We start from the raw sequence: 22,310 nt of genomic DNA on the forward strand, positions 1-22,310 counted from the left end.
CCGTTGCTCGAACCTCTCTCAGTTCCAGGTTACTCCCCTGCTTTGTGGATCCGTTCAAACAGGAACTGATGGCGGGAGTTGAATAACTGCCGATATCCCAGCACGACGGAGATGACCGTCCCCAGTGCGGTGCCGGATGCGATCAGGAACATGATCACAATCTGGTACTTCACCGATTCCAGCGGACTGGCACCGGCGAGAATCTGTCCCGTCATCATTCCGGGCAGCGAGACCAGCCCGACGACCATCATGGAATTGATAATCGGCGTCATGCCGGAGCGGACCGCATTCTGCAGAGCCTGTCGGGCCGCTTCATTGCGGGTGGCACCCAGCGTCAGTTTGAGTTCCACCTCAGCCCGGCGGAGAACGAGTTCTTCACTGAGTCGATCCAGGCCCAGTGAAATTCCATTGAGGGTATTCCCGAGGATCATTCCCAGTAAGGGGATCAGATATTGCGCGGGACTGTCGGACCAGCTGTGCGGCGGAATGACGACCGTCAATGCGAAGCCGGTCACCAGCCAGGAACTGGCGAAGACCGCGACAATGCTGTTAAGCCAGATGCCCGGGTAGCGCCGCTGGGAACGTTGTACCGCGGTGATCCCCGCGATGAGCGTCATCGTAAACATGAGCGCGGCGATGACCGACCACCAGGAGAGCTCGAAGATCCACTCCAGGATCAATCCGATCAGCAGCAGTTGCACGATAGAGCGGAGCGTGGCTATCAGTAACCGCTTCTCCATGTCGAGCTTGAGCCAGATGGAGATGATACCGTTCACCAGGACCAGCGACGTGGCCAGAACCAGATTCAGGGTTGTTAAGTCGTACATGAAACTTGCTCGGGACAGACTGGGGGATGCGGGTTCAACAGAAACGCAAATCAGTTTACGAACAGGGATTGTAGCAGAGGTTGCTTCATTTTTTCATCTCGGGGGCTTAACCGGATCTTTAATTTGCAGTGTTTTCCCGTCTTTTCTGAATTCGCGAGACCTTAACTTTCCATTCATCAGCAGCGAATAATTATCTGGTAGTATCCCACGCCATAATGAAATCAGAAAAACATACTGAGGTGCACACAGCCGGAGTTGTGCCAGGCATGCAGGGCATGCGTTATCGCGGAGCAATGTCATTAAGGAGGATGATATGATCGTGTCCGAGGAACGGGAATCCACAACGGCTGGTCGCGAGATACGCACGATATTTGTCAGCGATGTCCACCTGGGCTGCATGCACTCACGGGCGGAAGAATTTCTCGCCTTTCTGAAAGCCCACAAGCCTGAGTCCCTGTATCTGGTGGGGGACCTGATCGATGGCTGGAAGCTTCGCAAAAAATGGCGCTGGCCGGAAAGCTATAACGCGATCCTCGATCGTGTCGAAGAACTGAGTGCCTCGGGGACTGAAGTCTTTTATACCCCTGGAAACCACGATAATTTTCTCCGCGATTTCGGCAAGCGGTTCGGCTTTGTAACTCTCTCCGATGAGTTCGTGCATATCACGGCGGACGGGCGACGTTTCCTGATTATCCACGGAGACCAGTTCGATAAATTCGAGACCGGCGCCCAGTGGCTCTCGGTGCTCGGATCGTTCGCGTATGACATTCTACTGACGGCGAATACCCTGTTTAACCGTGTCTTTCGACGCAAGGGGCAGGCGAAGTTCGCGCTCTCTTCCGCCATCAAGTCACGGGTTAAACAGCTGATGCGGTTCATCAGTGATTTTGAACAGAAGCTGGCCAGCCATGCCCGCAAGCGGTTATGCGAGGGCATTATCTGTGGTCACATTCATGCGCCCAATATTCTCGATATTGACGGGATTAACTACTGCAATACCGGGGACTGGGTCGAGCACTGCACTGCCCTGATTGAATACAGCGACGGCGCGTTGGAGATTGTGTACTTCGATCAGAATGTCGCCCCCGTGAAGAAACCAACTGTGAAAACCAGGACCGCGGACCAGGGGGGGGAGACCCCAGGTCGAGGTCGAAATGTCAGGACTGCTGAGTCGGTTCTGGAAACGTTGTCATCCCCTCAGGTTGATCAGACGCTGATCAGCCTTTTTTTATTGTCCAGTCGGAGCAGATTCCATGATTGCAGAACGGATCAGTCGTAAGAGTTTTCAATGGGTTCATCAGGGAAACCTCGTTTATAACACCTGCTGGGAGGACCCGCGCCTGGACCGCGAAGCGTTAAAACTCGGACCGGACGATGAAGTCATGGTGATTACATCCGCAGGGTGTAATGCCCTGGATTATCTGCTCGACGAACCGCGACGGGTGCATGCGGTGGATGTGAATCCCAAGCAGAATGCGTTGCTCGAACTGAAGCTGGCTGCGATTCGCAACCTGGAGTTCGAAGACTTTTTCGATCTGTTCGGTCGCGGGAATTCTGCCAACTGGGAGCATCTGTATGGTCAGAAGCTGCGGTGCGAGCTGTCTGTGCTCACACGGAAATACTGGGACCGGCATGGGGATTTCTTCTCCAGCGAAGGCAAACGCCCCAGCTTTTATTTTCGCGGCTCTTCCGGCCTGTTTGCCTGGATGGTCAACGGGTATATCGACCGGGTGGCTAAGATCCGGGAAGATATTAATTCCCTGCTCTCCGCACAGGACATCGATGAGCAGACCTCGATTTACCAGTCGCGCAATCTGAATGAACAGCTCTGGACGCGGATGATCAAATGGTGGATGCGTCGCGATCTGACGCTGTCGATGCTGGGTGTGCCCCGGGCGCAACGGACTCAGATCGATCAGGGCTATCCGGGCGGGATTGTGCAGTTCGTGATCGATCGGATTGAGACGGTCTTCACCAGTCGGTCTCTGCGGGATAACTATTTCTGGCGCGTCTATCTGACGGGCAGTTATGATCCCGAATGTTGTCCGGAGTATCTCAAACGCGAAAACTATGAACGGCTCAAAGGGGGACTGGTCGACCGGATCAGCGTGAATACGAATACCGTGGAAGGGTTCCTGAATCAGCACCAGGGGACGATTTCCCGATATGTGCTGCTGGACCATATGGACTGGATGGCTGGAGCACAGCCACAACTGCTGCAGAGTGAGTGGCAGGCGATTGTGAACCGGGCGGCAGAAGAGACGCGTATTATCTGGCGGAGCGCAGGTATGCAGGTCGATTTCATCGATCCCCTGCAGGTGCAGCACCAGGGAGAGACAACCCGAGTGGGAGAAATGCTCCGTTACCAGAGTCAACTCGCGGACGAACTGCACGAGCGGGATCGCGTGAATACGTACGGTAGTTTTTATATCGCCGATCTGCAGGTCTGATCTGATGCCGAAGAAGAAGCGGCTTTTACTCGCGCGGAAAGGAATCGTCCGATGAGTTATCTGAGTGGACGCTGGAATGATGTCCGGACGCTGTGGCATTTGCTGGCTTCACGGATCGAAGGGCAGACGCACGCCGAGCGGCTGGACTCTTTCTATTCCGGACAGGCAGCGGGCTATGATCAGTTTCGACGGAAACTGCTGCATGGTCGCTGTGAGTTGTTCGAGAGTCTGCCGGTTCCTGAGAAGGGCGTCTGGGTCGATCTGGGAGCCGGGACGGGAGAAAATGCTGAACTGTGGGGAGCTCGCCTGCAGGAGTTTCGTCAGGTTTACCTGGTCGATCTCTGTCAGCCTCTCCTGGATGTCTGTCAGCAGCGGATTACGGACCGGGGCTGGGAACGGGTGTCTGCGGTTTGCGCGGATGCCACACAGTTCGCACCTGCGGAAACGGAGGTGGACCTCGTGACGTTTTCCTATTCCCTGACGATGATTCCCGACTGGTTTCAGGCGGTGAATCGGGCCTGGGAGTTATTGCGGCCGGGGGGGATGCTGGCGATCGTCGATTTTTATGTCTCCCGAAAATACCCCGCTGAAACCCTGCGACGGCACAACTGGTTTCAGCGTCATTTCTGGCCGACCTGGTTTGCGGGAGACAATGTGTTTCTGAATGCGGACCACCTGCCTTACCTGCTCGACCGGTTTGAACTGGTTTCACTGAAAGAGTGTCAGGGAAGTCTGCCGTTCGTGCCTCTACTGAAAGTACCTTATTACAGTCTGATTGCCCGTAAGCCCGCCTGAGGATTAAACGGAATCTATTGTGACTGTCGTCGGCTGCCCTCTGCGCTCGGTTCCGATTCTGTTATGATACGCGCTGCGTCACGACTGAGAATCAGAGCCACGTACAGGATACCGACCAGATGTTGATTGAATCGCTGCAGAATCCATCGCTCTTCGCACATGAGGTAGACGACTTCCAGGTCCTGGAGACGCACATCTCCTGGGTGCTGTTGACGGGGCCGTATGCATATAAACTCAAAAAGCCGGTCGATCTGGGCTTTGTGAATTTCACCACACTCGCTTTGCGGAAGCAGTACTGCCACGAAGAAATTCGGCTGAATCGACGTCTCGCCCCTGATCTGTATCTCAAGGTGATTCCCATCACCGGGACCGAAGCGGCACCGGAACTGGATGGCGCGGGGGAAGTCATCGATTACGCGGTGCAGATGGTGCAGTTTTCTCAAGATGATCTGCTGAGTAAAGCGATTGGTGAAGATCGGTTAACCGCCGGGCACATCGATCGACTGGCTGAAGAAGTCGCGGAGTTTCACGGCCGGGCTGCGGTCGCCGGAAGTGATTTGCCTTATGGAACGCCGGATAAGGTTATGGCGCCCGTTAAGGAAAACTTTCGGCACGTGGACGAATTGTTCGGCAATGATGACGATGTCCGCGAAATGGTGGAGCAGATTCGTGCCGAGAATGACTGCTGGCATGAATCCGCAAAAGGCTTGCTGGCGGAGCGGAAATCGCAGGGCTTTATACGGGAATGTCACGGCGATATGCACCTGGGGAATATGATTCTCAATGACGGCGGGGTGACGATTTTCGACTGCCTCGAGTTCAACGCCGACCTGCGGTGGACCGACGTGATGAGCGAGGTGGCGTTCGTGGTGATGGACCTGGAGGACCGGGGACGCCCCGATTATGCGATGCGGTTTCTGAACCGCTACTTTGAACTGACGGGGGACTACGCCGGTGTGCCTCTGCTGCGGTTTTATCTCTCATATCGGGCAATGGTGCGTGCCAAGGTGGCGGCGCTACGACTGAGTCAGCATGAGTTTTCCCCGGCTGAAACCCAGGAGATCCGCGAGGAGTTCTGGTCTTATCTGAAGCTGGCCCGCAAGTATGTGACGCGGGATGAGCCTCTGTTGATTCTGACGCATGGCGTATCCGGGAGTGGGAAATCGTATGGGACCGGGCTGCTCTTAGAAGGGATGCCGACGATTCGCGTGCGTTCAGATGTGGAGCGGAAGCGATTACAGGCGGAGCAGGCGATTCCTGATGAGCGTCTCTATACATCCGATGTGACCGAGCTGACCTATCAGCGGCTGGTGGAGCTGGCCGAGACGATTCTGGACGCGGGCTGGTCGGCAATTGTCGATGCGACGACGCTGCAGGTCTGGCAGCGTTCCCTGTTCAGCGAACTGGCGTCAGAGCGGGGAGTCCGGTTTGTTCTGCTCTGTTTTGAAGCTGAACAGGAGGTGCTGGAGCAGCGGATCGAAGACCGTCAGACGTACGAAGAAGATCCCTCGGATGCGACTCGGGATGTGCTACAGCTGCAACTCGATGTTCGCGAACCGCTGACAGCGGAGGAACAGGCGGTTTCAGTCGTCCTCCCTGTAAAACAGGAATGGACGACTGAAATGCTGGTTCATCTGGTGACTGGTTAGACACCGAATGCTGGAGGAAGCGGTGAATTATTCCGTTTCCGAAATCCAGGTGCGGGCGGCGTCCAGTTCGTGCAGGTCGAAATATTTGACCTTAGCGGAGGTGAAGGGTTTGCAGAACATGGCCATGCCCTCTTCCCATTTCTTCTCGCCGACCATGGCCAGCTTGCCGATGTCTTTGAAGTGCTTGACGTCGAACTTGATGTCTTCCCAGATCGCTTCCATAGTCCAGCCGTGAAAATCGTGGAGTACGACCAGCATGTGCAGGGGGCCGTGCTGCTGGATCAGTGTTTCGATCGTAGGAGTGAAGTCGTGGTAATCTTCCTTGACCAGCTTACCGGACATGTTGATTTCCACGTAGTTCTCAGTCTCGTGATGTATGATTTCAAGTGACATCGGTTGTCTCCTTTAAAGGTGAGAGAATGACTTACTCTCTCCAGCATAATTAAATCAGGGCTGGTTTCCAATTCGTAATGGACAGATTTCACGGTTCCTTGATAAACCCGATTGTCCTGGTTCAGGCGGTTGTCGGAACTGGTGCCAGGGTGCCGGCTGGAAAGGTCATGATCTGTGTGGCGACCCGTTCTGCCTGCGCGTGATCGTGGGTAATCCAGACGAAGGCCGGACGCTGGTTTGAGGTCTCAAGCCACTGTTGAATGATCTGCTCAAACTGCCGCGTGGTTTGCGGATCGAGGCCGGACGTCGGTTCGTCCATTAACAGGATCTGTGGGGCGAGAATTAAAGCCCGCAGCAGAGCGACGATCTGCCCTTCTCCCCCCGAGAGCGCACTGGATTTCCGCTTGAGAAACCCGTTGGGGCGTTCGAAGGAACTGAGTAGTTCCAGGACCGCGTCGACATTGTTGGATTTATCCTGGTTGATATGAAACTGCAGCGCGAATTTGAGATTGCTTTCCACGGTCCCTTCGATGAGCACGGGCCGCTGCTGCAGATAGACGACCTGGCTGCGGTAGGCAGGCAGGTCCTTGTCGGTGACGTGGGCATTTTGAAACAGAATGTCTCCCGCCTGGATTTCATCCAGCATGGCCAGAGATCGGAGGAACAGCGATTTTCCCGAACCGGTGGGGCCGACAATCGCGATCCGATCGCCGGGATGGACCTTGAGTGACAAATCACTGACGAGCCACTCCCCTGCACTGGTCTGGCGGCCGATGGAGCAGGCTTCCAGCAGACAATCCTGGTCTGTTTCCGTCGCGTCACTCAAGCGATCTGCTCCACTTCGATCTGATCGTAGAAGGTCTGCATCCGCGTTTCTGACAGGCGGGCGGGCAGGAGTTGCGTCAGGTTGTCGGCGGCGGCCGCCATTCCCCGGCGGATGGCATCAGGGACCGGTTTACCACGATGCAGGGCCACCGCGATGCCCGCGGCCAGGCTGTCGCCACAGGCGATGGGATTGACGACTTCCGCCCGGGCGGGGGTGAAGCAATAGACGTGTTCCCGCGAGGTGGCCCAGAGGGTATCTTTGCCCTGCGAAATCACGACCCAGGTGGCGCCTCTTTCGTTGATCTCCTGCATGCCTTTGATGAGCGCCTCGGTATCAGCGAGTTCGGTCATCAGGGTGCGTTCCAGTTCTTCGTGATTGGGTTTCACCAGGAACGGTTTTTCCTCGAGGGCTGCTTCCAGTTCCGGTCCGCGGGCGTCGAGAATCACGGGACAATGTGTCTCGGCGATCAGATCGCGGTAAAAGCTGGAGGGGGTCCCTGCGGGAAGCGAACCGGTGAGCACGACCACCTGGGCGGACTTGAGGTGCTTCAGGTACTCCGTCTTGAACGCCGCCAGTTCCTCTGTGGTGATGGGTTGTGCGTTTTCAACCAGTTCGGTGGTCTTGCCGGTGGAACGATCCAGGATCGTCGTGCAGACCCGGGTGGGCGTCTGTTGCGGGATGACGCAGGAAGAGACCCCCAGCTGTTCGAGTTCGTTCGAGATCAGTTCCCGCGCGAAGCCCCCCGCGGGGTAGATCGTCTCGCAGGGAGTTCCCAGGTGCCGCACCGCGATGCCGACGTTGATGACCTTCCCGGAAGAGGTCCATTGCGCAGACTGACAGCGGTTGACCTCACCTGTTTCCAGGGAGGTCACTTCCAGAATCTGCTGCCAGGCCGGACTCAAGCCGGCTGCGATAATCATAGTATCAATCCTTCACAAAGTTGAATGGGAACGGGGTCAGGGAACGAGTTCGCCGCGGAGCATAATCTGGCCCACGCGAATGCGGGTTCCCTGGAATTTGGGAGATTTCAATTCTTCATCCGGGTTTTTAAGACGAAACGCGACCGGCGTACGGTCCGGCTGTTCGGGATGAATTTCAACGGTCACGGTATGAACCTGGTTCGGGTCCAGGTTCTGTGCCAGTCGAAGCGTCGAAATTCGATGGTAGGTGCAGTAACTGTCGAAACGGGCCACCGGTTTCTGGCTCGGCTTGCCGTCAACGGTGATCAGTACCTGTCCTCCGTCGGGGCCGAGCAGATCGTAGAGGGCTGCCTGGGTTCCGCGGAAGCGGAAGGTGATGCGACTGCCGGGGGCGTCGGCTTCCCAGATCTGTCCCATGCGATTTCCGAAGCGTTTCTGCAGAATATTGTCAGCGGGCAGCTTCTTCCAGTTGCCGGTGAGCATGGATGGTTCGAGGGGAATCATCTTGGCGTTGGTCCAGTGGCTTTCGACGAAAGGCTGTTTCAGCTTGTCGGCATGGTTGACTGGTTGAGAGTCGGTTTCCATTTTCTGGATCGCGTCGCCAATGACTTCGGTGTAGATTTCGTGTCCCTGGTCCAGCGGGTGAACACCATCTTTGGAGAACTGGATGATGCCGTCTGCCAGTGGTTTGTCGGACTGAAACTTGAGTTTTCCCTGCTGTTCCAGTTCGGCAATTTTGAGGGCGACATTGATGGACGGGATGCCGTAATGGTCGGCCAGGAGTTCCATGGCGGAAGCGGCCCGCGGGCATTCTCCCTCGCGGAGTTCTTTTTCATAGTTCACACGGAAGGTGTAGACGAAGCAGATATCGGTCTGCGGATTTGCCTGCCAGATCTGTCGCACGATGCCATCCATTGAGTCCCAGATGGCTTCGGGTTGACGTCCCCCGTCATTGACGGCGAATTCGACGAAAACCAGATCGGGTTTGTGATCGAGCACATCGCGCTGGAGTCGAAAGACGCCCAGGTCACTGCCCGTTCCCCCAATGGCGGCGTGGATCTCGTGAATCCTGGCTTTGGGGAATGCCTCCTTGAGCCACTTGGTTGTCTTGACGCGCCAGCCGTTGGCTGCGGTGATGGAGCCGCCGAGATAGGCGACATTGACTTCTTTTCCCTGCTGCAGTTTCTGAAGCACATTGCCGAGGCCCTGACGGGGTTTCACCAGTTCGGCTTTGACGGCGTGGTAAGCTGGCGGTGCAGCCTGGGTAGAAAACAGAGCGGTAAAGAGGAAGAGTCCAGCTGTGAGCAGCTTCAAACAGGACAGATGCATGGCGCGGTATCTCCGGAGGCAGACTTGCGAGTGAAGTATCAGTTAACAGGCCCAGTTTAACCTATCAGCAGGCAGATTGAAATGAGCGCGCACAGACCAATTTGGAGAGCGGATTTTTCAAGAAGCCTCAGTAATCTTACAGAAGATCCTGCAGGATACCGGTCAGTTCATCGTCGGAGATTTCGCGCGGATTGCCCCGCATGCTGTTGCCCCGGGAATCAGCGACGAGTGCGGGAACCTGTTCACTGGTGACGCCCAGCTCTGAGAGTGTCGCGGGAATACCGATGCTGGCGTTTAAGGCTTCGATCTGCTGAATCAGGGAATCGGCGGCGTCGGCATCTGAGAGGGAGAGCACCGGATCGAGGTGGCGGGCGATTTCTGCGTACTGCCTTTCACAGACACTACGGTTGGCTTTGAGCGTCGAGGGCAGCATGACGGCACAGGCCAGTCCGTGCGGAATGCGACAATGGGTTCCCAGGGCGGGCGCGACGCCGTGAGCCATGCCCAGTCCGGAGTTGGCGAGTGCGATGCCGGACAGCAGAGCGGCGTGCGCCATGCTCTCGCGACCCGTGCGGGAGTTGCCATCTGCGACAGCTTGCGGCAAGGCGGGGATGGCCAGCTTCAGACCCTGCAGACTGAGTGCCCGGGGGATGGGCTGGGCGCGGCAGGAGATGTAGCTTTCCAGTAACTGGGTAATGGCATCCATGCCGGTGCGGGCGGTGATTTCGGGGGGTACCGAACAGGCCAGCTTCGGATCACAGAGGATGATGTCGGGAATCATCTCGGGAGAACGCAGGCTCTTCTTGAAAGCGGGGGCGTAGCTGGAGATGACTGCATTCTTGGTGGCTTCGCTGCCGGTGCCTGCCGTAGTGGGAATGGCCATTAAAGGGAGCGGTTTTGCTTTGAGTTGCAGCCCCTGCCCGACCCCTTCGAGGTAATCGAGCACAGTTTCGCTTTCCCGGTTGGTGATCATCGCGGCACACGCTTTGGCAAGGTCGATACCGGAACCACCGCCGATGCCGATGAGAAAGTCCCCTGCTCCCTGGGTATGGTGCTGGAGGATGTTCGTGACCTGGTCGACATCGGTCACTTCCGGTTCATGTGAGATCGTACGGATGTGTTCGCTGGAGATGCCCGCGCGGGAGAGCAGCGATTTCAATTCGTCCAGCACGCCGTTGGTTTCCAGGGAACGTGAGCCGGAGATAATCAGTGCTCGACTGCCCAGGGATGCGGCCAGGGTGCCTGCTTCCTGGAAACGATCCCAGCCAAAATGAATCTGCGGGGGAGCAAAGAAATCGTAGTGCATGGCGCTGTCTTTAGTGTATGAGAAAAATTCAGCCCGTGGCTTGCGTTGGTGACGCGTCACGCCGGGATCGGGACATAAAAAAAGGGATACACTGAAAGGAGTGTATCCCCGGGACCGTATGAACTACGGTGTGTTACTTCTGCTGCAGTTCTGCTTCGATCGTGGAGACGACTTCTTTGGACTGCGGATTGGTGCGAGTCGGGAAGCGGGCAGCGATATCGCCGTCACGGCCGATCACGAACTTTTCAAAGTTCCAGCTGACAGGACCGGAGGATTTCGGCTTGGTGTTCTGAGAGGTCAGATACTTGTAGAGTGGGTCAGCGTCTTTACCATTGACGTCAATCTTGTTGAACATGTCGAAGGTAACGCCGTAGTTCTTGGTGCAGAATTCAGAAATCTGCACTGAGGTTCCGGGCTCCTGGGCACCGAACTGGTTGCAGGGGAAACCGAGGACAACCAGTCCTTTGTCTTTGTATTTTTCGTGCAGGGACTGCAGATCTTTGTACTGGGGAGTCGCGCCACATTTGCTGGCGGTGTTGACGATCAGCAGAACTTTGCCTTTGTACTTGCTCAGATCAACGTCTTTGCCGTCCAGGGACTTCATGGTGCGATCGAGTACGGGGGGAACGGATTTCTTATCATCCTGACCGGCAATCAGAGTGGAACAAGTCAGTGCCAGCATGCTTGCCAGCAGGGTCATGGTCGTGAGGCTTCTCATCAATCTCTCCCTCATTTGGGATCCGGGCAATGTGCACGGCTCGTAAGTTAATAAAACAGACACAGGATGCTTTTCGTCGCCTCGTGCGAGAACACTACGATCCCTCCAGTGTTATCGAATCAGAATGATAACCTTACTCAAATATTACATTGATGCCTGAGTAGAATCAATTGCACAGAAGTGATTCCTGCAGGGATTGCAGGTGGGAAGCTGATTTATATGAAGCGAACAGCTGGTGAATTAGGGAGAATAACGACTTCAGGAGAGGCGGTTGGCGAGGTTGGCTTTGTGGTAGAGGGTGCCCAGCAGTTCCGAAATGGGGAAGTCATCGCTGGTGCTGTTGGCTTCGATTTCGAGTTCGTTCACCCAGCGGTTGCGGAGGTCTTTCTCGAGTTGCTCGCGGGCCGAGCTGTTCAGTTCCTGGAAGTCGAACAGTTCCACGATATAGTGTTCAGAGGTATTGTCTGCATTCGGTTTGAGGGTGAAGGCGAGATGAGCCAGTGGTTCCCTGGTGATGATAAAGTCTTCAAAGGGAGCCAGTTCGAAAGATTTTTCCAGCTCGGAAATCAGACAGTGCTGAAAAGTTTCGTAGGGACGCTTCCGTTCTCCGGGGAGCATGAATTCCTGACGTTCGTAGTTCCAGTGGACCAGCCAGTGAGGCTTTCCCTCGATGGTAGTCTGAAACAGGATGAATGCACCAACAAAGTTACTCATTGTTGTCGGGTGACCTTTCACGGGAGGATGCTGCGCTCTGGATGTTGAAACTAGATGGCCCAATCGAATTTTATCATCACAGCAGATTCAGATGTTGTTGATTTCAGCGAAAACGAGCTCATCCTCGAAGAAAGTGAGCGCAGAGCCCAGATTCCACGCTATTAGGGGAACCGCAGATTTGTGGAATTCTGAGGGAAATTCAGATTTTATGATCTTTTTCCTGTTTCCCATTGCATGCGTAGAATGGAAATTGTAGAATTACGCATAAGAGCTCACGTATGTAAAGTGAGCCTGCAAAACTAGTACTATCCCCAAAGACACCTGCCCCCTACACACCCGCCCCTGAAGGCAAACATTGTTGAGCCAACACTTTGGATCATGTTTCGCCTGAGCGTAAGAAGGTTCCTTCCATGAAAATTCATCTTATCAGTGATCATCCCGATTTACCGGATATCGAGGTCAGTGTTGATGAGTTACCCGTTGTGATGGGAAGAAGTAACAATTGTGATCTGCGTGTGCTGGATCCGATGATGAGCCGCCAGCAGTGTGAATTGACCTTCCTGAACAACTCTGTTCGCGTACGTGACCTGGAATCGACCAATGGCACGATCGTGAACTCGGAAACCGTGCATGAAGCTCCCCTCTACCCGGGCGACATTCTGACCATCGGAATGGCCAACTATGTCATCAGTTACTATGATGGCGAAGGTCAGGAAAGTTTCGAAGAGAGCTATTTCTCCGAGAACTCGGTTTAACGATTCCGCCTGAAGGCGGACCTCTCCCCTGGCTGACAGTGCAGTGGAATCGATTCCTGCACGTTGAATTTCTACTGAGAAATCGAAGCAGCCATGTCTCACTCTGAAGAACTGTTTGATGTTGTCGATGCCGACGACCGGGTGCTGGAACAACTGCCCCGCTCCGTCGTGCACGCCCGTAAGCTCCTGCATCGCGCCGCGAATATTTTCGTCTTCAATTCCCGTGGAGAACTGCTGCTGCAGTATCGCGCCGCGACCAAAGACGAGTATCCCCTGACCTACACCTCTTCTGCCTCCGGTCATCTGAGTGCCGGCGAGGATTATGCCGAGTCGGCTCGACGTGAGATGCAGGAGGAGATCGGCATCACGACTCCCCTGGAGCGACTGGCGAAATTTCCCGGAACCCCCCATAACGCTTATGAGCATACGGTGTTGTTTCGCACCGTTTCGGATGGCCCCTTCACGTTTGATCCGGTTGAGATTGAACGCGCGGAATTTTTCAACCTGACAGACATCGAACGTATGCTGGATGAAAACGAGCACGGTTTTACGCCTCCTTTCCGGCAGCTCTTTCGCTGGTACCGTGCCTGTTACCGGAATTGAGCAGTTTGCTGCCCAAGCGATCCCGGAAACCCGATCAGGGAAAACTGCAATCCGTGTAGGATTTGGGACCGGTCAGCAGTAAAATACAGTCTGTTATCCACTTTCCTTATCGTGATGAAGTCAACTATGACAGAAGATCAGGCTCGTCCTTCCGTGAATTTTGGCGTACTTTTCTTTGTCTGGGTGACGCCCCTGCTGCTGGCCGCGTATATTCTGGAGACGAACTTCGCGGTTCGTATCTCCAAAAGCCCCACCTACGACGAAACGCATTATCTGAGTACTGCGCTCACCACTGTCCATCAGGGGGCACTGGATTCGCGTATCAGTGGCGAGGGAGTGGCCCCGCTCCCGATTCTGGTGGATTACCTGCCCGTGGTCTGGTCTACCGGCGGCAAGGCCCGTCCGGATGTCTGGGAGGCAGATGTTTCCGATCCCAGGTTGATCCAGCGCGCCCGTTTCATCAACGTGCTGGTAATTGGCATTCCGACAATGTTGCTGGTTTACTGCTGGCTGTATCGTCGTCGTGGTTATCTGGCAGCGTTACTGGGCGGCTGCCTGGTGACATTCTCGCCGACATTGATCGCTCATTTTTCACTGGCGACCACAGATGCCTTTTTTACGTTGCTGGCATTGATCGCGCTGGCGGTGATGACCCGTTACTGGAAGCAGCCGACAACCTTAAACCTGTGCTGGCTGGCATTGAGTGTTTCTGTAGCGACCTCGGCGAAATACTCCGGGATTTTCCTGCTGCCCTGCACACTGATCGTCATGGTCCTGATCGCACTCCAGAAATGGACCACTTTTTCGCGCACCGCGGTTTGGACGCTGACGAAGCGTGTCACGCTGGTCTTCTCACTGTTTCTGTTGCTGCTGGTCCCGCTGACATGGGCGTGTCATCTGTTTTCGTTTACGGGACCGCTGAAGACGGTGCCTTATGCAGAGACTCCCGATTACTCTGCCTGGGTGCGGGTGCTGGGACGTGGGCCCACGGCGCAGAAAATCATGGAAGTGGCCCATAACGATCTCAAACGTCCTGCTCCGTTCGCCGGCATCCTGTTTCAGTTTCTGCATAACACAGCCGGGCACGAAGCGTATCTGCTGGGAGAGGTCTCTAAGACAGGCTGGTGGTACTATTTTCCGCTGGCCTGGCTCTGGAAAAGTACGCCCATCGAGTTGCTGCTGACCCTGCTCTGCCTGTTATTGATTCCCTGGCTGTGGCGTGATGTCAAACCGCTGTTGCGACCTGCAGAGGGGGAAGAGGGAGATTTGACTTCAATAGGCCGACAACAGAGTAACACACCAACCAGCCATGCGCCTTTGATCTGGTTGATGGCGGCGCTGGTTCTGCTGGGAATGTCGTTGACCAGTCGCTTGAATCTGGGACAGCGTTATCTGTTGACGCTCTACCCGCTGCTGTATCTGTTTACTATTGATCAGCTCTGGCGCTGGTTTCAGGAAAGGAGAGTCTGGTTGTGGGTGTTTTCAGCGATCTGTATCGGGTTTCAGTGTGCATCGATCAGCTCAATACAGCCACATTACCTCGCCTACTTCAATGACAGCGTGGGCGGGCCCTCCAATGGGCATCTTTACCTGCTGGACTCCAATCTCGACTGGGGACAGGATCTGCCTGCGGTGAAGAAGGCTCTGGATGAGTTGCCGGCTGAAGACCGTGACAAGTGCCTGCTCTACTACTTCGGAACCGCCCTTCCGGAATCATACGGCATCAAGGGGTTCGATTTGAAAGAAAGTCTGCCTGAGAATCCGGCGGACTGGAAATATTTGATCCTGTCCGTCAATCATCTGCAGGGATTCTATACACAGGTGGAGGATCCCTTTGCCGCATTTCGTAAAATCACTCCGCTGAAGCGGGCCGGCTATTCGATTTATATCTATGATCTACAGTCACCGGAAGCCAGACAGGCATTACAAGAGGCCCTGAAGAAACTGAAAAGTTACCACGATGCCCAGGAAGAGGGGGCGGTTACCGAAAACGGTTCCGCTGCTGTATCTGAACCGTCACAGTAAGTCTTTCAGCACGACTATGGTTCCGGCTGCGGTCACCTGTTAGAATAAACGAATCTTAATATGTCGCTGAGACTGTGGTTCGCCTCCTGTTCTAACCAAAGTGGGGACTGCTGTGATAAGACTGCGATTGCCGGAACTGGTTTACGCTGCGGGCCTGCTCGGATTATTTCTGACGGACTCGTCCTCTGTATGCGGAGGCGAGATCGAGTTTAACCGTGATGTGCGGCCGATCCTTTCCGATCTCTGTTTTCAGTGTCACGGCCCCGATGCCTCTCAACGCCAGGCCGATCTGCGGCTCGATCAGGAGAGCGGTCTCCTGGGAACCAAGGCTGACCCGGGAGTGGTGCTTCCCGGAAACGCGGCTGAGAGTGAATTATTCAAACGACTGCTGACGACTGATCTGGAACTGGTAATGCCTCCACCGTCGTCAGAGAAGCAGATCACAGCAGACCAGATCGATACCATCAAACGCTGGATCGATGCGGGGGCCCGCTGGCAGAAACACTGGGCCTTTATTCCACCCCGACGCCCCGAGATTCCCCAGGTCAGTCAGCAGGCCTGGGTGCGTAATCCCATCGATGCGTTCGTGCTGGCACGGCTGGAAGCAGAGGGGTTGAAACCCTCTCCCGCGGCAGATCGATCGACGCTGCTCCGCCGACTGAGCCTGGACCTGACCGGTCTCCCCCCTGCTCTGGCAGAACAGGATGCGTTTTTTCAGGATGAGTCCCCCGATGCTTACGAACGCCTGGTGGATCGTCTGCTGGCGTCACCCCATTATGGCGAGCGGATGGCGCTGGAGTGGCTCGATGCGGCCCGCTTTGCTGATACCAGCGGTTATCAGACCGACGGGGAACGGCATATGTGGCGCTGGCGCGAATGGGTGATCAATGCATTCAACAGCAATCAGCCTTTCAATCAGTTTACCATCGAACAGCTGGCCGGGGATCTGCTGCCGAACCCTACGCTGGATCAACTGGTTGCCACCGGTTTCAATCGAAATCATCGGGCGAATTCCGAAGGGGGAATCATCTTTGATGAATACCTGCTGGAATACGCGGTCGACCGGGTCGAGACCACAGGGACGGTCTGGCTGGGACTGACGGTGGGATGCGCCCGCTGTCACGAGCACAAATACGATCCTGTTTCGCAGAAAGAATTTTACCAGCTGATCGCCTTTTTCAATAACATTCCCGAACGGGGGCGTGTGATCAAATACGGGAATGCAGCCCCCTTCGTCAAAGCACCGACTGCTGCTCAACAGCAGGAACTGGACGAATTGAAACAACAGATCAGCGAACTGGAAGGGAAGCTTAAGTCCGCCGAACCTGAGTTGAAGGGTCTGCAGAAACAGTGGGAGGCGAAGCAGCCTTCAGCCGACCTGGAACTCAAACATCCACAGCAGCACCTGGCCTACCGGATTGACTTTAACGGCGAACTGAAGCTGCAGGTCATCGGCAAACAGCAGATGGATTACTATGCAAACCGGACCAATGCTTCGAGTGATGTGGAGAGATACGAGCAGGATGGATCAACCAGCCAGGCCCAATTCGAGCCGACTGCAGAAGGACAGGCGCTGAAACTTAATGGCACCGAACAGCATGAAGTTAAAGAGTTGAGAGAACCACAGGGTTTCAAACTGGATGGTCAAAAGCCGGTCCATTTGAAAGGAGACGCGAAGCCGATTTTGAGTGACAAAGATCCGTTCTCGGTCGTCTTTCAGGTCAACCCTGCTCAACCAGACGGAACGATTCTGGCATCACTGACACCGAAGCAGGATGAGAGCGGCTTTCGGATCTTTCTCAAAGAGGGACGACTGCAGATCAACATGGGGCCGCGCTGGCTCGATGATGCGGTTTTGCTGGCAGCCCGCGACAAGCTGGAACTGAACCGCTGGTCGCATGTGGTTCTCACCTATGCGGGGAATTCGCAGGCAGGCGACATCCAGCTGTATGTCAATGGAGAGCCACAGGAACTGGAGGTCAAACTCGATTATCTGACCGGCGGGTTTGCGTTTCCTGCGCCGTTCGTGTTTGGGGCCTATCATGATCGCGATTACTTTCGCGGGCTGGTTGACGATTTCCGAATCTACCGAACGCAGCTGACCCCAGACTGGGTAACCCTCGACCTGGTGCGAGAGTCGGTTCCCGAAATTCTGAAGATTCCTGTCAATAAACGAAGTGCAGGCCAGCAGCTGAAAGTGACGCGCTACTTCATGACGTATCGGGCACCGACGGAATACCGTCTCGCTTTCTTTAATTTGCGGTCTCTGAAAGAAAAGCAGTTCGCATTGGAACGTCGTCTGCCAACCAGCATGGTGATGCGGGAGCAGGACGAAATGCAGCCCACCTTCGTACTCATGCGAGGCGAATACGATAAACCGGGCGAGCAGGTCTCTGCCGACGTTCCGGCCAGTCTGGGAACGTTGTCCGCCGATCTGCCCCGCAATCGACTGGGGCTGGCCCGCTGGCTCGTCGATCCGGCAAATCCGTTGACGGCACGTGTGATCGTGAACCGCTACTGGCAGATGTATTTTGGAAATGGACTGGTCAAGACGACCGAAGACTTCGGTTCACAGGGTTCCTGGCCGACGCATCCCGAACTGCTCGACTGGCTGGCGACCGAGTTCATTCGCACGGGTTGGGATGTGAAACGGCTGCAGAAGCTGATTGTCACATCCGCGACCTACCGGCAGTCATCGCATGTCTCGCCTGCCTTGTTGAAAGCGGATCCCGAGAACCAACTGCTGGCGCGGGCGGCCCGGTTGCGTCTGCCTGCGGAGATGATTCGCGATCAGACGCTGTCTGTCTCCGGTCTGCTTCGTCCCGAGATCGGCGGTCCTTCGGTCAAACCCTATCAACCTCAGGGAGTCTGGAAGGAGATTGCCAGCCAGGTCTACGAACCGGGAACCGGAGCCGAACTGTATCGCCGGAGTATGTATACCTACTGGAAACGCACTGTGCCTCCCCCGATGATGGCGACCTTCGATGCGCCGTCCCGCGAGACCTGTATCGTCAAACGTTCGCGGACCAATACGCCGCTACAGGCCCTGGCGCTGCTCAACGATGTGACCTATGTCGAAGCGTCCCGCAAGCTGGCCGAGCGGATGCTCGATCAGAAAGTCCAGACGCCGGCTGGCCGGATTCGGTATGCGATGCGGGTTGTGCTGGCGCGTGAGCCGAGTGATCGCGAGCTGGATATCTTTCTTAAGGGATGGGAGCGTTATCAGAGCCGATTTGCGGCGCAGCCTGAAGCGGCGAGGAAGTTCCTCGACGTGGGTGAGTCGCGGCCGGCGATTCAGTACGACCCTGCGGAGCACGCTGCTTTTACGGTGATTGCCAGTCTGATATTAAACCTGGATGAGACCATTAACAGGGAATAACCGATGCAGAACAGGACAGATCAACTGACAATGCAGGTCAATCGCCGGTCATTTCTGCGCCAGAACACCGCCGGTGTGGGGCTGGCAGCGCTCGCGACGCTGCTTACGGAATCACAGTCAGGCAATCTGCAGGCGGCTGAGTCGAAGCCGGCTGTCACCAGCGGTCTGCACTTCCCCGCACGGGCGAAACGGGTGATCTACCTGAGTCAGTCGGGGGCACCTTCGCAGCTCGACCTGTTCGACTATAAGCCGGGGCTGAAGAAGTTTCACAAGACAGAACTCCCTGATTCGATCCGCCAGGGCCAGCGGTTGACGGGGATGACCTCCGGCCAGAAGAGCTTCCCGATTGCTGCGTCGATGTTCAAGTTCGCCCAGCAGGGAGAGTCCGGCACCTGGATGAGCGAACTGCTGCCTCACACGGCGAAGATTGCAGACGAGATCTGCGTGGTCAAATCGCTATTCACCGAAGCCATCAATCATGATCCCGCGATTACGTTTCTGCAGACCGGCAGTATTCAGGCGGGACGCCCCAGCATGGGTTCCTGGATATCATATGGGCTGGGGAGCGAAAACCGGGATCTGCCGACGTTTGTGGCGCTCACTTCGGGAGCCGGCGGACAGCCTCTGTATGATCGTCTCTGGGGAAGCGGATTTCTGCCCACGAAACATCAGGGGGTGAAGTTCCGACGCTCCAGTGATCCGGTGCTGTTTCTCTCCAATCCGCCGGGGATCGACTCCGAGCTGCGACGCGAGATGCTGGATGAATTGGGAACGCTGAATCGGATCGCGCTGGACGAAAAAGGTGATCCTGAAATTGCGACCCGCATCTCCCAGTACGAACTTGCGTTTCGGATGCAATCCTCGGTTCCGGAGCTGGCCGATCTGTCGCAGGAATCAGCCGAGACTTTTGAGCTCTATGGAGAACAGGCGAAACAACCGGGCACGTACGCCGCGAACTGTCTGCTGGCCCGTCGTCTGGCCGAACGGGGCGTGCGGTTTATTCAACTGTATCACCGCGGCTGGGATCATCATCTCAATCTGCCGAGTAAGATTAAGCAGCTGACCGGAGAGACCGACCAGGCGACGGCGGCGTTGATTCTCGATCTGAAACAACGGGGCATGCTGGATGACACGCTGGTTGTCTGGGCGGGAGAATTTGGTCGAACCGTTTACTGCCAGGGGACGCTCACCGCATCGAATTATGGCCGCGATCATCACCCGCGGTGTTTCACAGTCTGGGCTGCCGGCGGCGGAATGAAGCCGGGAATGACATACGGGGCGACCGACGATTTCAGTTATAACATCACCGAAAACCCGCTACCCGTGCATGACTTGAATGCGACGATCCTGCACTGCCTGGGAATTGATCACAAAAAACTGACGTTCAAATTCCAGGGCCGCGACTACCGCCTGACCGACGTGCACGGGAACGTGGCACAGCCGCTGTTGAGTTAACTTCTTGTCACTCTACCAATAATCAGCTGGAGTCCGGGCCTCAGTCAGCCGTTTCTGAAAAATGCGGGAACTTGACTGTGCCGAGACGCGTCATTGAGTGAGACCGTCGCCGGCTCTGCCGGGACGCTGCATCGCAATTCACTATCTGACAAGGAGTTCAAGAGATGAAACGCTGGTCTGTTCCTCTACTGGTCGTGCTGGTTATCGTCAGTCTGGTTTCCAACAGCTTGTGGAGTGCGCCTGAAGCGGAGTCGGATCAGGACAAGGTGTCAGCCTTACTGAAACGTATCGAACAACTGGAGCAACGGGTTGAACAGCTGGAAAAGACGCACCCATTGACGATTGTGCCTACACATCCCCAGGTGCAGTTGAAAGATCTGCAACCGAACGTGCCTCCTGCATCCACAATTCATCGACGCTGGAAAGAGCAGCAGATTAACGGGATGAAATATTACATCGTCCCGCTGCAGTCATCCCAGGTGGAAAGCGACATCAAAAGCGTTGCCCCCAGTCTGCCTCTGCAGGCGGATCCAACTCCGCGCTCCCCGGGTACTGATTGAATTCGCGTAATCTTTTCTCGCGTGCTCTCGTACACTCTCATCCAGACTGCGGGGCGGTTATACTGTCGGCTGGCCCTTTGAGGGCTGAGAACTTACCAGATCAGCATGCAGGCAACAGGCAAACATGCTTGAAAGATTGCCTGCAACAGGACACCGATAGAGACCCATGGAACTGACCCCAACCGAACTGAAACGCCTCGACGACCAGACGCTGCTCATCACCTGGAGCGACGGACAGCGGAAACGCTATGCGGTCTCTGACCTGCGTAAGGCCTGCCCCTGTGTGATGTGTCGCAATGAACGCAAGGCGGCCGAACACGCACCACAGCAGCTGACGATTCTGGCCCCGACCGAACTGGCACCGCTCAAAATCGACCGCATGGCACTGGCCGGCAACTACGCCTACCGCATCACCTTCAGCGATGGTCACAACACGGGCCTGTTTACCTTCGAGCACCTGCGCGAACTGGGCGAAGTTGAGGAATAGCGTCAGCACGTCGCGAAAGTGGAACGCTATTTCAATTCCTTGTCTGAGATAAACGAGCCGCCGCGGATCAGTTTATTCTGGCCGTTGCGATGGTCGATGATCTGAGTTTCGATGATCCCCTTCTCTCCGTCATCCGTTGTGACGGGCAGGCCTCGCGGGAGGTCCAGCGCATCAATCGTGAAGGTGGAGTCAGGGATTTCCTGGTTGACTTTAAGCCATTTCAGCTGCATGGTGACGTGATGATCGATCCAGCGGTTGGTGGATTCATACTGCACCGGCACCCAGACATTGGATCGTTTCTGCCAGGTGACCTGATTCTGAATGACGGGTGTGGTCTTAAATTGCGGGGGCATGCCCGACTTCATGTAGAAACGGTAACTGACGAGCGTGTAGCCTTGTGCCGGGTCGAATTGCAGAATGAGCTTAGTGTCTTTTGGGTTGTCCTTGTTCAGGGTGACTTCCGTGAGACCCGCGGCGGTGGTCTCGATCTGTTCCGCTTGATATTGCTTTAACCATTCCACGAGATCGGGAAGGAAAAAGTGCTCTCGGCGTTTACGGGTTTGGGTCTGCATCAGTTCCGCAGTTTTAACCAGCCCCATCACGCGGACATCGAATGGCGAATAATAACCGCCCGGGTGCGCGTCCGGCTCATAAATGCGTACGCTGGTTCGATTCCCTTCCGTGTGAATGCTCATCTCCGGCGTGCGGATCCACGTTGATAGTGAGGTCTGAATCTCCGGTTTCTCTTCGTATCGCAACAGGGGCTGTTTGACTGTCTGATCAAAGCGGACTTTCTGGAACCGGTCGGCAAACCAGCACTCTGCGTCAAAGAGGATCGTGGCTTCTTCCGGTTGCGTTTTGGGAAAGGAAATGCGCGTCGTCGCCTGGAAATGCCCCGCTTGCAGCTGCATGCGTTGTTGAATCATGCGTTCCACCAGCGTATGCCACTGTTGTTGTAGAGGGGACGCTGTTTGCGTTTTCGATTCCGCGGTCTGAGCTGAGGTCAGCAGCAGACAAGACCAGAGGCAGGCGAACAGACAACAGCCACGGAATGCTGGTAACAGGTTCATCGGCGTCTCCCTTCACTGGTTGAGTGGAACGCGATAGCATCGCGCTATC

20 protein-coding genes are annotated in these 22,310 nt (G+C 55.6%); 11 read left to right on the plus strand and 9 right to left on the minus strand.

Annotated elements, in window-relative coordinates:
* Positions 1–29: 29 nt before the first annotated feature.
* Positions 30–827 (minus strand): ABC transporter permease, encoded by a 798-nt coding sequence (locus FYZ48_RS28970; protein WP_149345911.1) that lies wholly within the window; start codon positions 825–827, stop codon positions 30–32.
* 313 nt (positions 828–1,140) lie between these two features.
* On the opposite strand from FYZ48_RS28970, the gene FYZ48_RS28975 reads away from it, so the two are divergent.
* From FYZ48_RS28975 to FYZ48_RS28990, 4 genes are all read left to right on the plus strand, one after another.
* On the plus strand, positions 1,141–2,106 hold the full coding sequence (locus FYZ48_RS28975) for a UDP-2,3-diacylglucosamine diphosphatase (protein WP_149345912.1): 966 nt from the start codon (positions 1,141–1,143) through the stop codon (positions 2,104–2,106).
* Positions 2,081–3,277 carry a DUF3419 family protein gene (locus FYZ48_RS28980; protein ID WP_149345913.1) on the plus strand — a complete coding sequence of 399 codons (1,197 nt, stop codon included), beginning with the start codon at positions 2,081–2,083 and terminating at the stop codon, positions 3,275–3,277. Before FYZ48_RS28975 ends, FYZ48_RS28980 begins: the two co-directional genes overlap by 26 nt.
* Before the next feature lie 51 nt (positions 3,278–3,328).
* Positions 3,329–4,072 carry a class I SAM-dependent methyltransferase gene (locus FYZ48_RS28985; protein WP_149345914.1) on the plus strand — a complete coding sequence of 248 codons (744 nt, stop codon included), beginning with the start codon at positions 3,329–3,331 and terminating at the stop codon, positions 4,070–4,072.
* Positions 4,073–4,191: 119 nt separating this feature from the next.
* Positions 4,192–5,721, plus strand: a complete 1,530-nt coding sequence (locus FYZ48_RS28990; protein WP_149345915.1) for a bifunctional aminoglycoside phosphotransferase/ATP-binding protein — start codon at positions 4,192–4,194, stop codon at positions 5,719–5,721.
* Positions 5,722–5,748: 27 nt separating this feature from the next.
* Here the strand turns inward: FYZ48_RS28990 and FYZ48_RS28995 are convergent, their stop codons facing one another.
* The 7 genes from FYZ48_RS28995 to FYZ48_RS29025 form a co-directional block, all read right to left on the minus strand.
* The gene (locus FYZ48_RS28995; protein ID WP_149345916.1) at positions 5,749–6,114 is read right to left on the minus strand and encodes a SpoIIAA family protein; all 366 of its coding nucleotides are present in this window, start codon (positions 6,112–6,114) and stop codon (positions 5,749–5,751) included.
* A gap of 121 nt (positions 6,115–6,235) precedes the next feature.
* Entirely contained in the window at positions 6,236–6,940 is a 705-nt protein-coding gene (locus FYZ48_RS29000; protein WP_149345917.1) for an ABC transporter ATP-binding protein, read from the minus strand.
* Positions 6,937–7,860, minus strand: a complete 924-nt coding sequence (locus FYZ48_RS29005) for a 1-phosphofructokinase family hexose kinase (protein WP_149345918.1) — start codon at positions 7,858–7,860, stop codon at positions 6,937–6,939. Before FYZ48_RS29005 ends, FYZ48_RS29000 begins: the two co-directional genes overlap by 4 nt.
* A gap of 36 nt (positions 7,861–7,896) precedes the next feature.
* Positions 7,897–9,189 (minus strand): SGNH/GDSL hydrolase family protein, encoded by a 1,293-nt coding sequence (locus FYZ48_RS29010; RefSeq protein WP_149345919.1) that lies wholly within the window; start codon positions 9,187–9,189, stop codon positions 7,897–7,899.
* 136 nt (positions 9,190–9,325) lie between these two features.
* Positions 9,326–10,495 (minus strand): iron-containing alcohol dehydrogenase, encoded by a 1,170-nt coding sequence (locus FYZ48_RS29015; RefSeq protein WP_149345920.1) that lies wholly within the window; start codon positions 10,493–10,495, stop codon positions 9,326–9,328.
* 133 nt (positions 10,496–10,628) lie between these two features.
* Positions 10,629–11,213 carry a glutathione peroxidase gene (locus FYZ48_RS29020; RefSeq protein WP_149345921.1) on the minus strand — a complete coding sequence of 195 codons (585 nt, stop codon included), beginning with the start codon at positions 11,211–11,213 and terminating at the stop codon, positions 10,629–10,631.
* A gap of 258 nt (positions 11,214–11,471) precedes the next feature.
* A complete protein-coding gene (locus tag FYZ48_RS29025) occupies positions 11,472–11,927 on the minus strand; it encodes a hypothetical protein (RefSeq protein WP_149345922.1) in 456 nt (151 codons plus the stop codon).
* Positions 11,928–12,337: 410 nt separating this feature from the next.
* On the opposite strand from FYZ48_RS29025, the gene FYZ48_RS29030 reads away from it, so the two are divergent.
* The 7 genes from FYZ48_RS29030 to FYZ48_RS29060 all read left to right on the plus strand — a co-directional run bounded on the left by FYZ48_RS29030 (position 12,338) and on the right by FYZ48_RS29060 (position 21,191).
* Positions 12,338–12,682, plus strand: coding sequence for an FHA domain-containing protein (locus tag FYZ48_RS29030; RefSeq protein ID WP_149345923.1), 345 nt, complete (start codon positions 12,338–12,340; stop codon positions 12,680–12,682).
* 93 nt (positions 12,683–12,775) lie between these two features.
* Entirely contained in the window at positions 12,776–13,285 is a 510-nt protein-coding gene (locus tag FYZ48_RS29035) for an NUDIX hydrolase (RefSeq protein ID WP_149345924.1), read from the plus strand.
* Positions 13,286–13,411: 126 nt separating this feature from the next.
* The gene (locus FYZ48_RS29040) at positions 13,412–15,310 is read left to right on the plus strand and encodes an ArnT family glycosyltransferase (protein ID WP_187782279.1); all 1,899 of its coding nucleotides are present in this window, start codon (positions 13,412–13,414) and stop codon (positions 15,308–15,310) included.
* Positions 15,311–15,422: 112 nt separating this feature from the next.
* Positions 15,423–18,689: a DUF1553 domain-containing protein gene (locus FYZ48_RS29045; RefSeq protein WP_198422295.1), complete on the plus strand. Its 3,267-nt coding sequence runs from the start codon at positions 15,423–15,425 to the stop codon at positions 18,687–18,689.
* A gap of 3 nt (positions 18,690–18,692) precedes the next feature.
* On the plus strand, positions 18,693–20,144 hold the full coding sequence (locus tag FYZ48_RS29050; protein WP_149345926.1) for a DUF1501 domain-containing protein: 1,452 nt from the start codon (positions 18,693–18,695) through the stop codon (positions 20,142–20,144).
* Positions 20,145–20,308: 164 nt separating this feature from the next.
* A complete protein-coding gene (locus FYZ48_RS29055; protein WP_149345927.1) occupies positions 20,309–20,704 on the plus strand; it encodes a hypothetical protein in 396 nt (131 codons plus the stop codon).
* Between the two features lie 166 nt (positions 20,705–20,870).
* Positions 20,871–21,191 carry a DUF971 domain-containing protein gene (locus tag FYZ48_RS29060; RefSeq protein ID WP_149345928.1) on the plus strand — a complete coding sequence of 107 codons (321 nt, stop codon included), beginning with the start codon at positions 20,871–20,873 and terminating at the stop codon, positions 21,189–21,191.
* Positions 21,192–21,217: 26 nt separating this feature from the next.
* Here FYZ48_RS29060 and FYZ48_RS29065 read toward each other — a convergent pair whose 3' ends face one another.
* Positions 21,218–22,261, minus strand: a complete 1,044-nt coding sequence (locus FYZ48_RS29065) for an outer membrane lipoprotein-sorting protein (RefSeq protein ID WP_149345929.1) — start codon at positions 22,259–22,261, stop codon at positions 21,218–21,220.
* Positions 22,262–22,310: the final 49 nt, after the last annotated feature.

Origin of the sequence: Gimesia chilikensis, from assembly GCF_008329715.1 — a bacterium.
GTDB lineage: Bacteria > Planctomycetota > Planctomycetia > Planctomycetales > Planctomycetaceae > Gimesia > Gimesia chilikensis.

Coding starts and splice junctions, on each gene's coding strand:
- FYZ48_RS28970 (WP_149345911.1), bottom strand. CDS start 827: ATGTACGACTTAACAACCCTGAATCTGGTTCTGGCCACGTCGCTGGTC.
- FYZ48_RS28975 (WP_149345912.1), top strand. CDS start 1,141: ATGATCGTGTCCGAGGAACGGGAATCCACAACGGCTGGTCGCGAGATA.
- FYZ48_RS28980 (WP_149345913.1), top strand. CDS start 2,081: ATGATTGCAGAACGGATCAGTCGTAAGAGTTTTCAATGGGTTCATCAG.
- FYZ48_RS28985 (WP_149345914.1), top strand. CDS start 3,329: ATGAGTTATCTGAGTGGACGCTGGAATGATGTCCGGACGCTGTGGCAT.
- FYZ48_RS28990 (WP_149345915.1), top strand. CDS start 4,192: ATGTTGATTGAATCGCTGCAGAATCCATCGCTCTTCGCACATGAGGTA.
- FYZ48_RS28995 (WP_149345916.1), bottom strand. CDS start 6,114: ATGTCACTTGAAATCATACATCACGAGACTGAGAACTACGTGGAAATC.
- FYZ48_RS29005 (WP_149345918.1), bottom strand. CDS start 7,860: ATGATTATCGCAGCCGGCTTGAGTCCGGCCTGGCAGCAGATTCTGGAA.
- FYZ48_RS29010 (WP_149345919.1), bottom strand. CDS start 9,189: ATGCATCTGTCCTGTTTGAAGCTGCTCACAGCTGGACTCTTCCTCTTT.
- FYZ48_RS29015 (WP_149345920.1), bottom strand. CDS start 10,495: ATGCACTACGATTTCTTTGCTCCCCCGCAGATTCATTTTGGCTGGGAT.
- FYZ48_RS29020 (WP_149345921.1), bottom strand. CDS start 11,213: ATGAGAAGCCTCACGACCATGACCCTGCTGGCAAGCATGCTGGCACTG.
- FYZ48_RS29025 (WP_149345922.1), bottom strand. CDS start 11,927: ATGAGTAACTTTGTTGGTGCATTCATCCTGTTTCAGACTACCATCGAG.
- FYZ48_RS29030 (WP_149345923.1), top strand. CDS start 12,338: ATGAAAATTCATCTTATCAGTGATCATCCCGATTTACCGGATATCGAG.
- FYZ48_RS29035 (WP_149345924.1), top strand. CDS start 12,776: ATGTCTCACTCTGAAGAACTGTTTGATGTTGTCGATGCCGACGACCGG.
- FYZ48_RS29040 (WP_187782279.1), top strand. CDS start 13,412: ATGACAGAAGATCAGGCTCGTCCTTCCGTGAATTTTGGCGTACTTTTC.
- FYZ48_RS29050 (WP_149345926.1), top strand. CDS start 18,693: ATGCAGAACAGGACAGATCAACTGACAATGCAGGTCAATCGCCGGTCA.
- FYZ48_RS29055 (WP_149345927.1), top strand. CDS start 20,309: ATGAAACGCTGGTCTGTTCCTCTACTGGTCGTGCTGGTTATCGTCAGT.
- FYZ48_RS29060 (WP_149345928.1), top strand. CDS start 20,871: ATGGAACTGACCCCAACCGAACTGAAACGCCTCGACGACCAGACGCTG.
- FYZ48_RS29065 (WP_149345929.1), bottom strand. CDS start 22,261: ATGAACCTGTTACCAGCATTCCGTGGCTGTTGTCTGTTCGCCTGCCTC.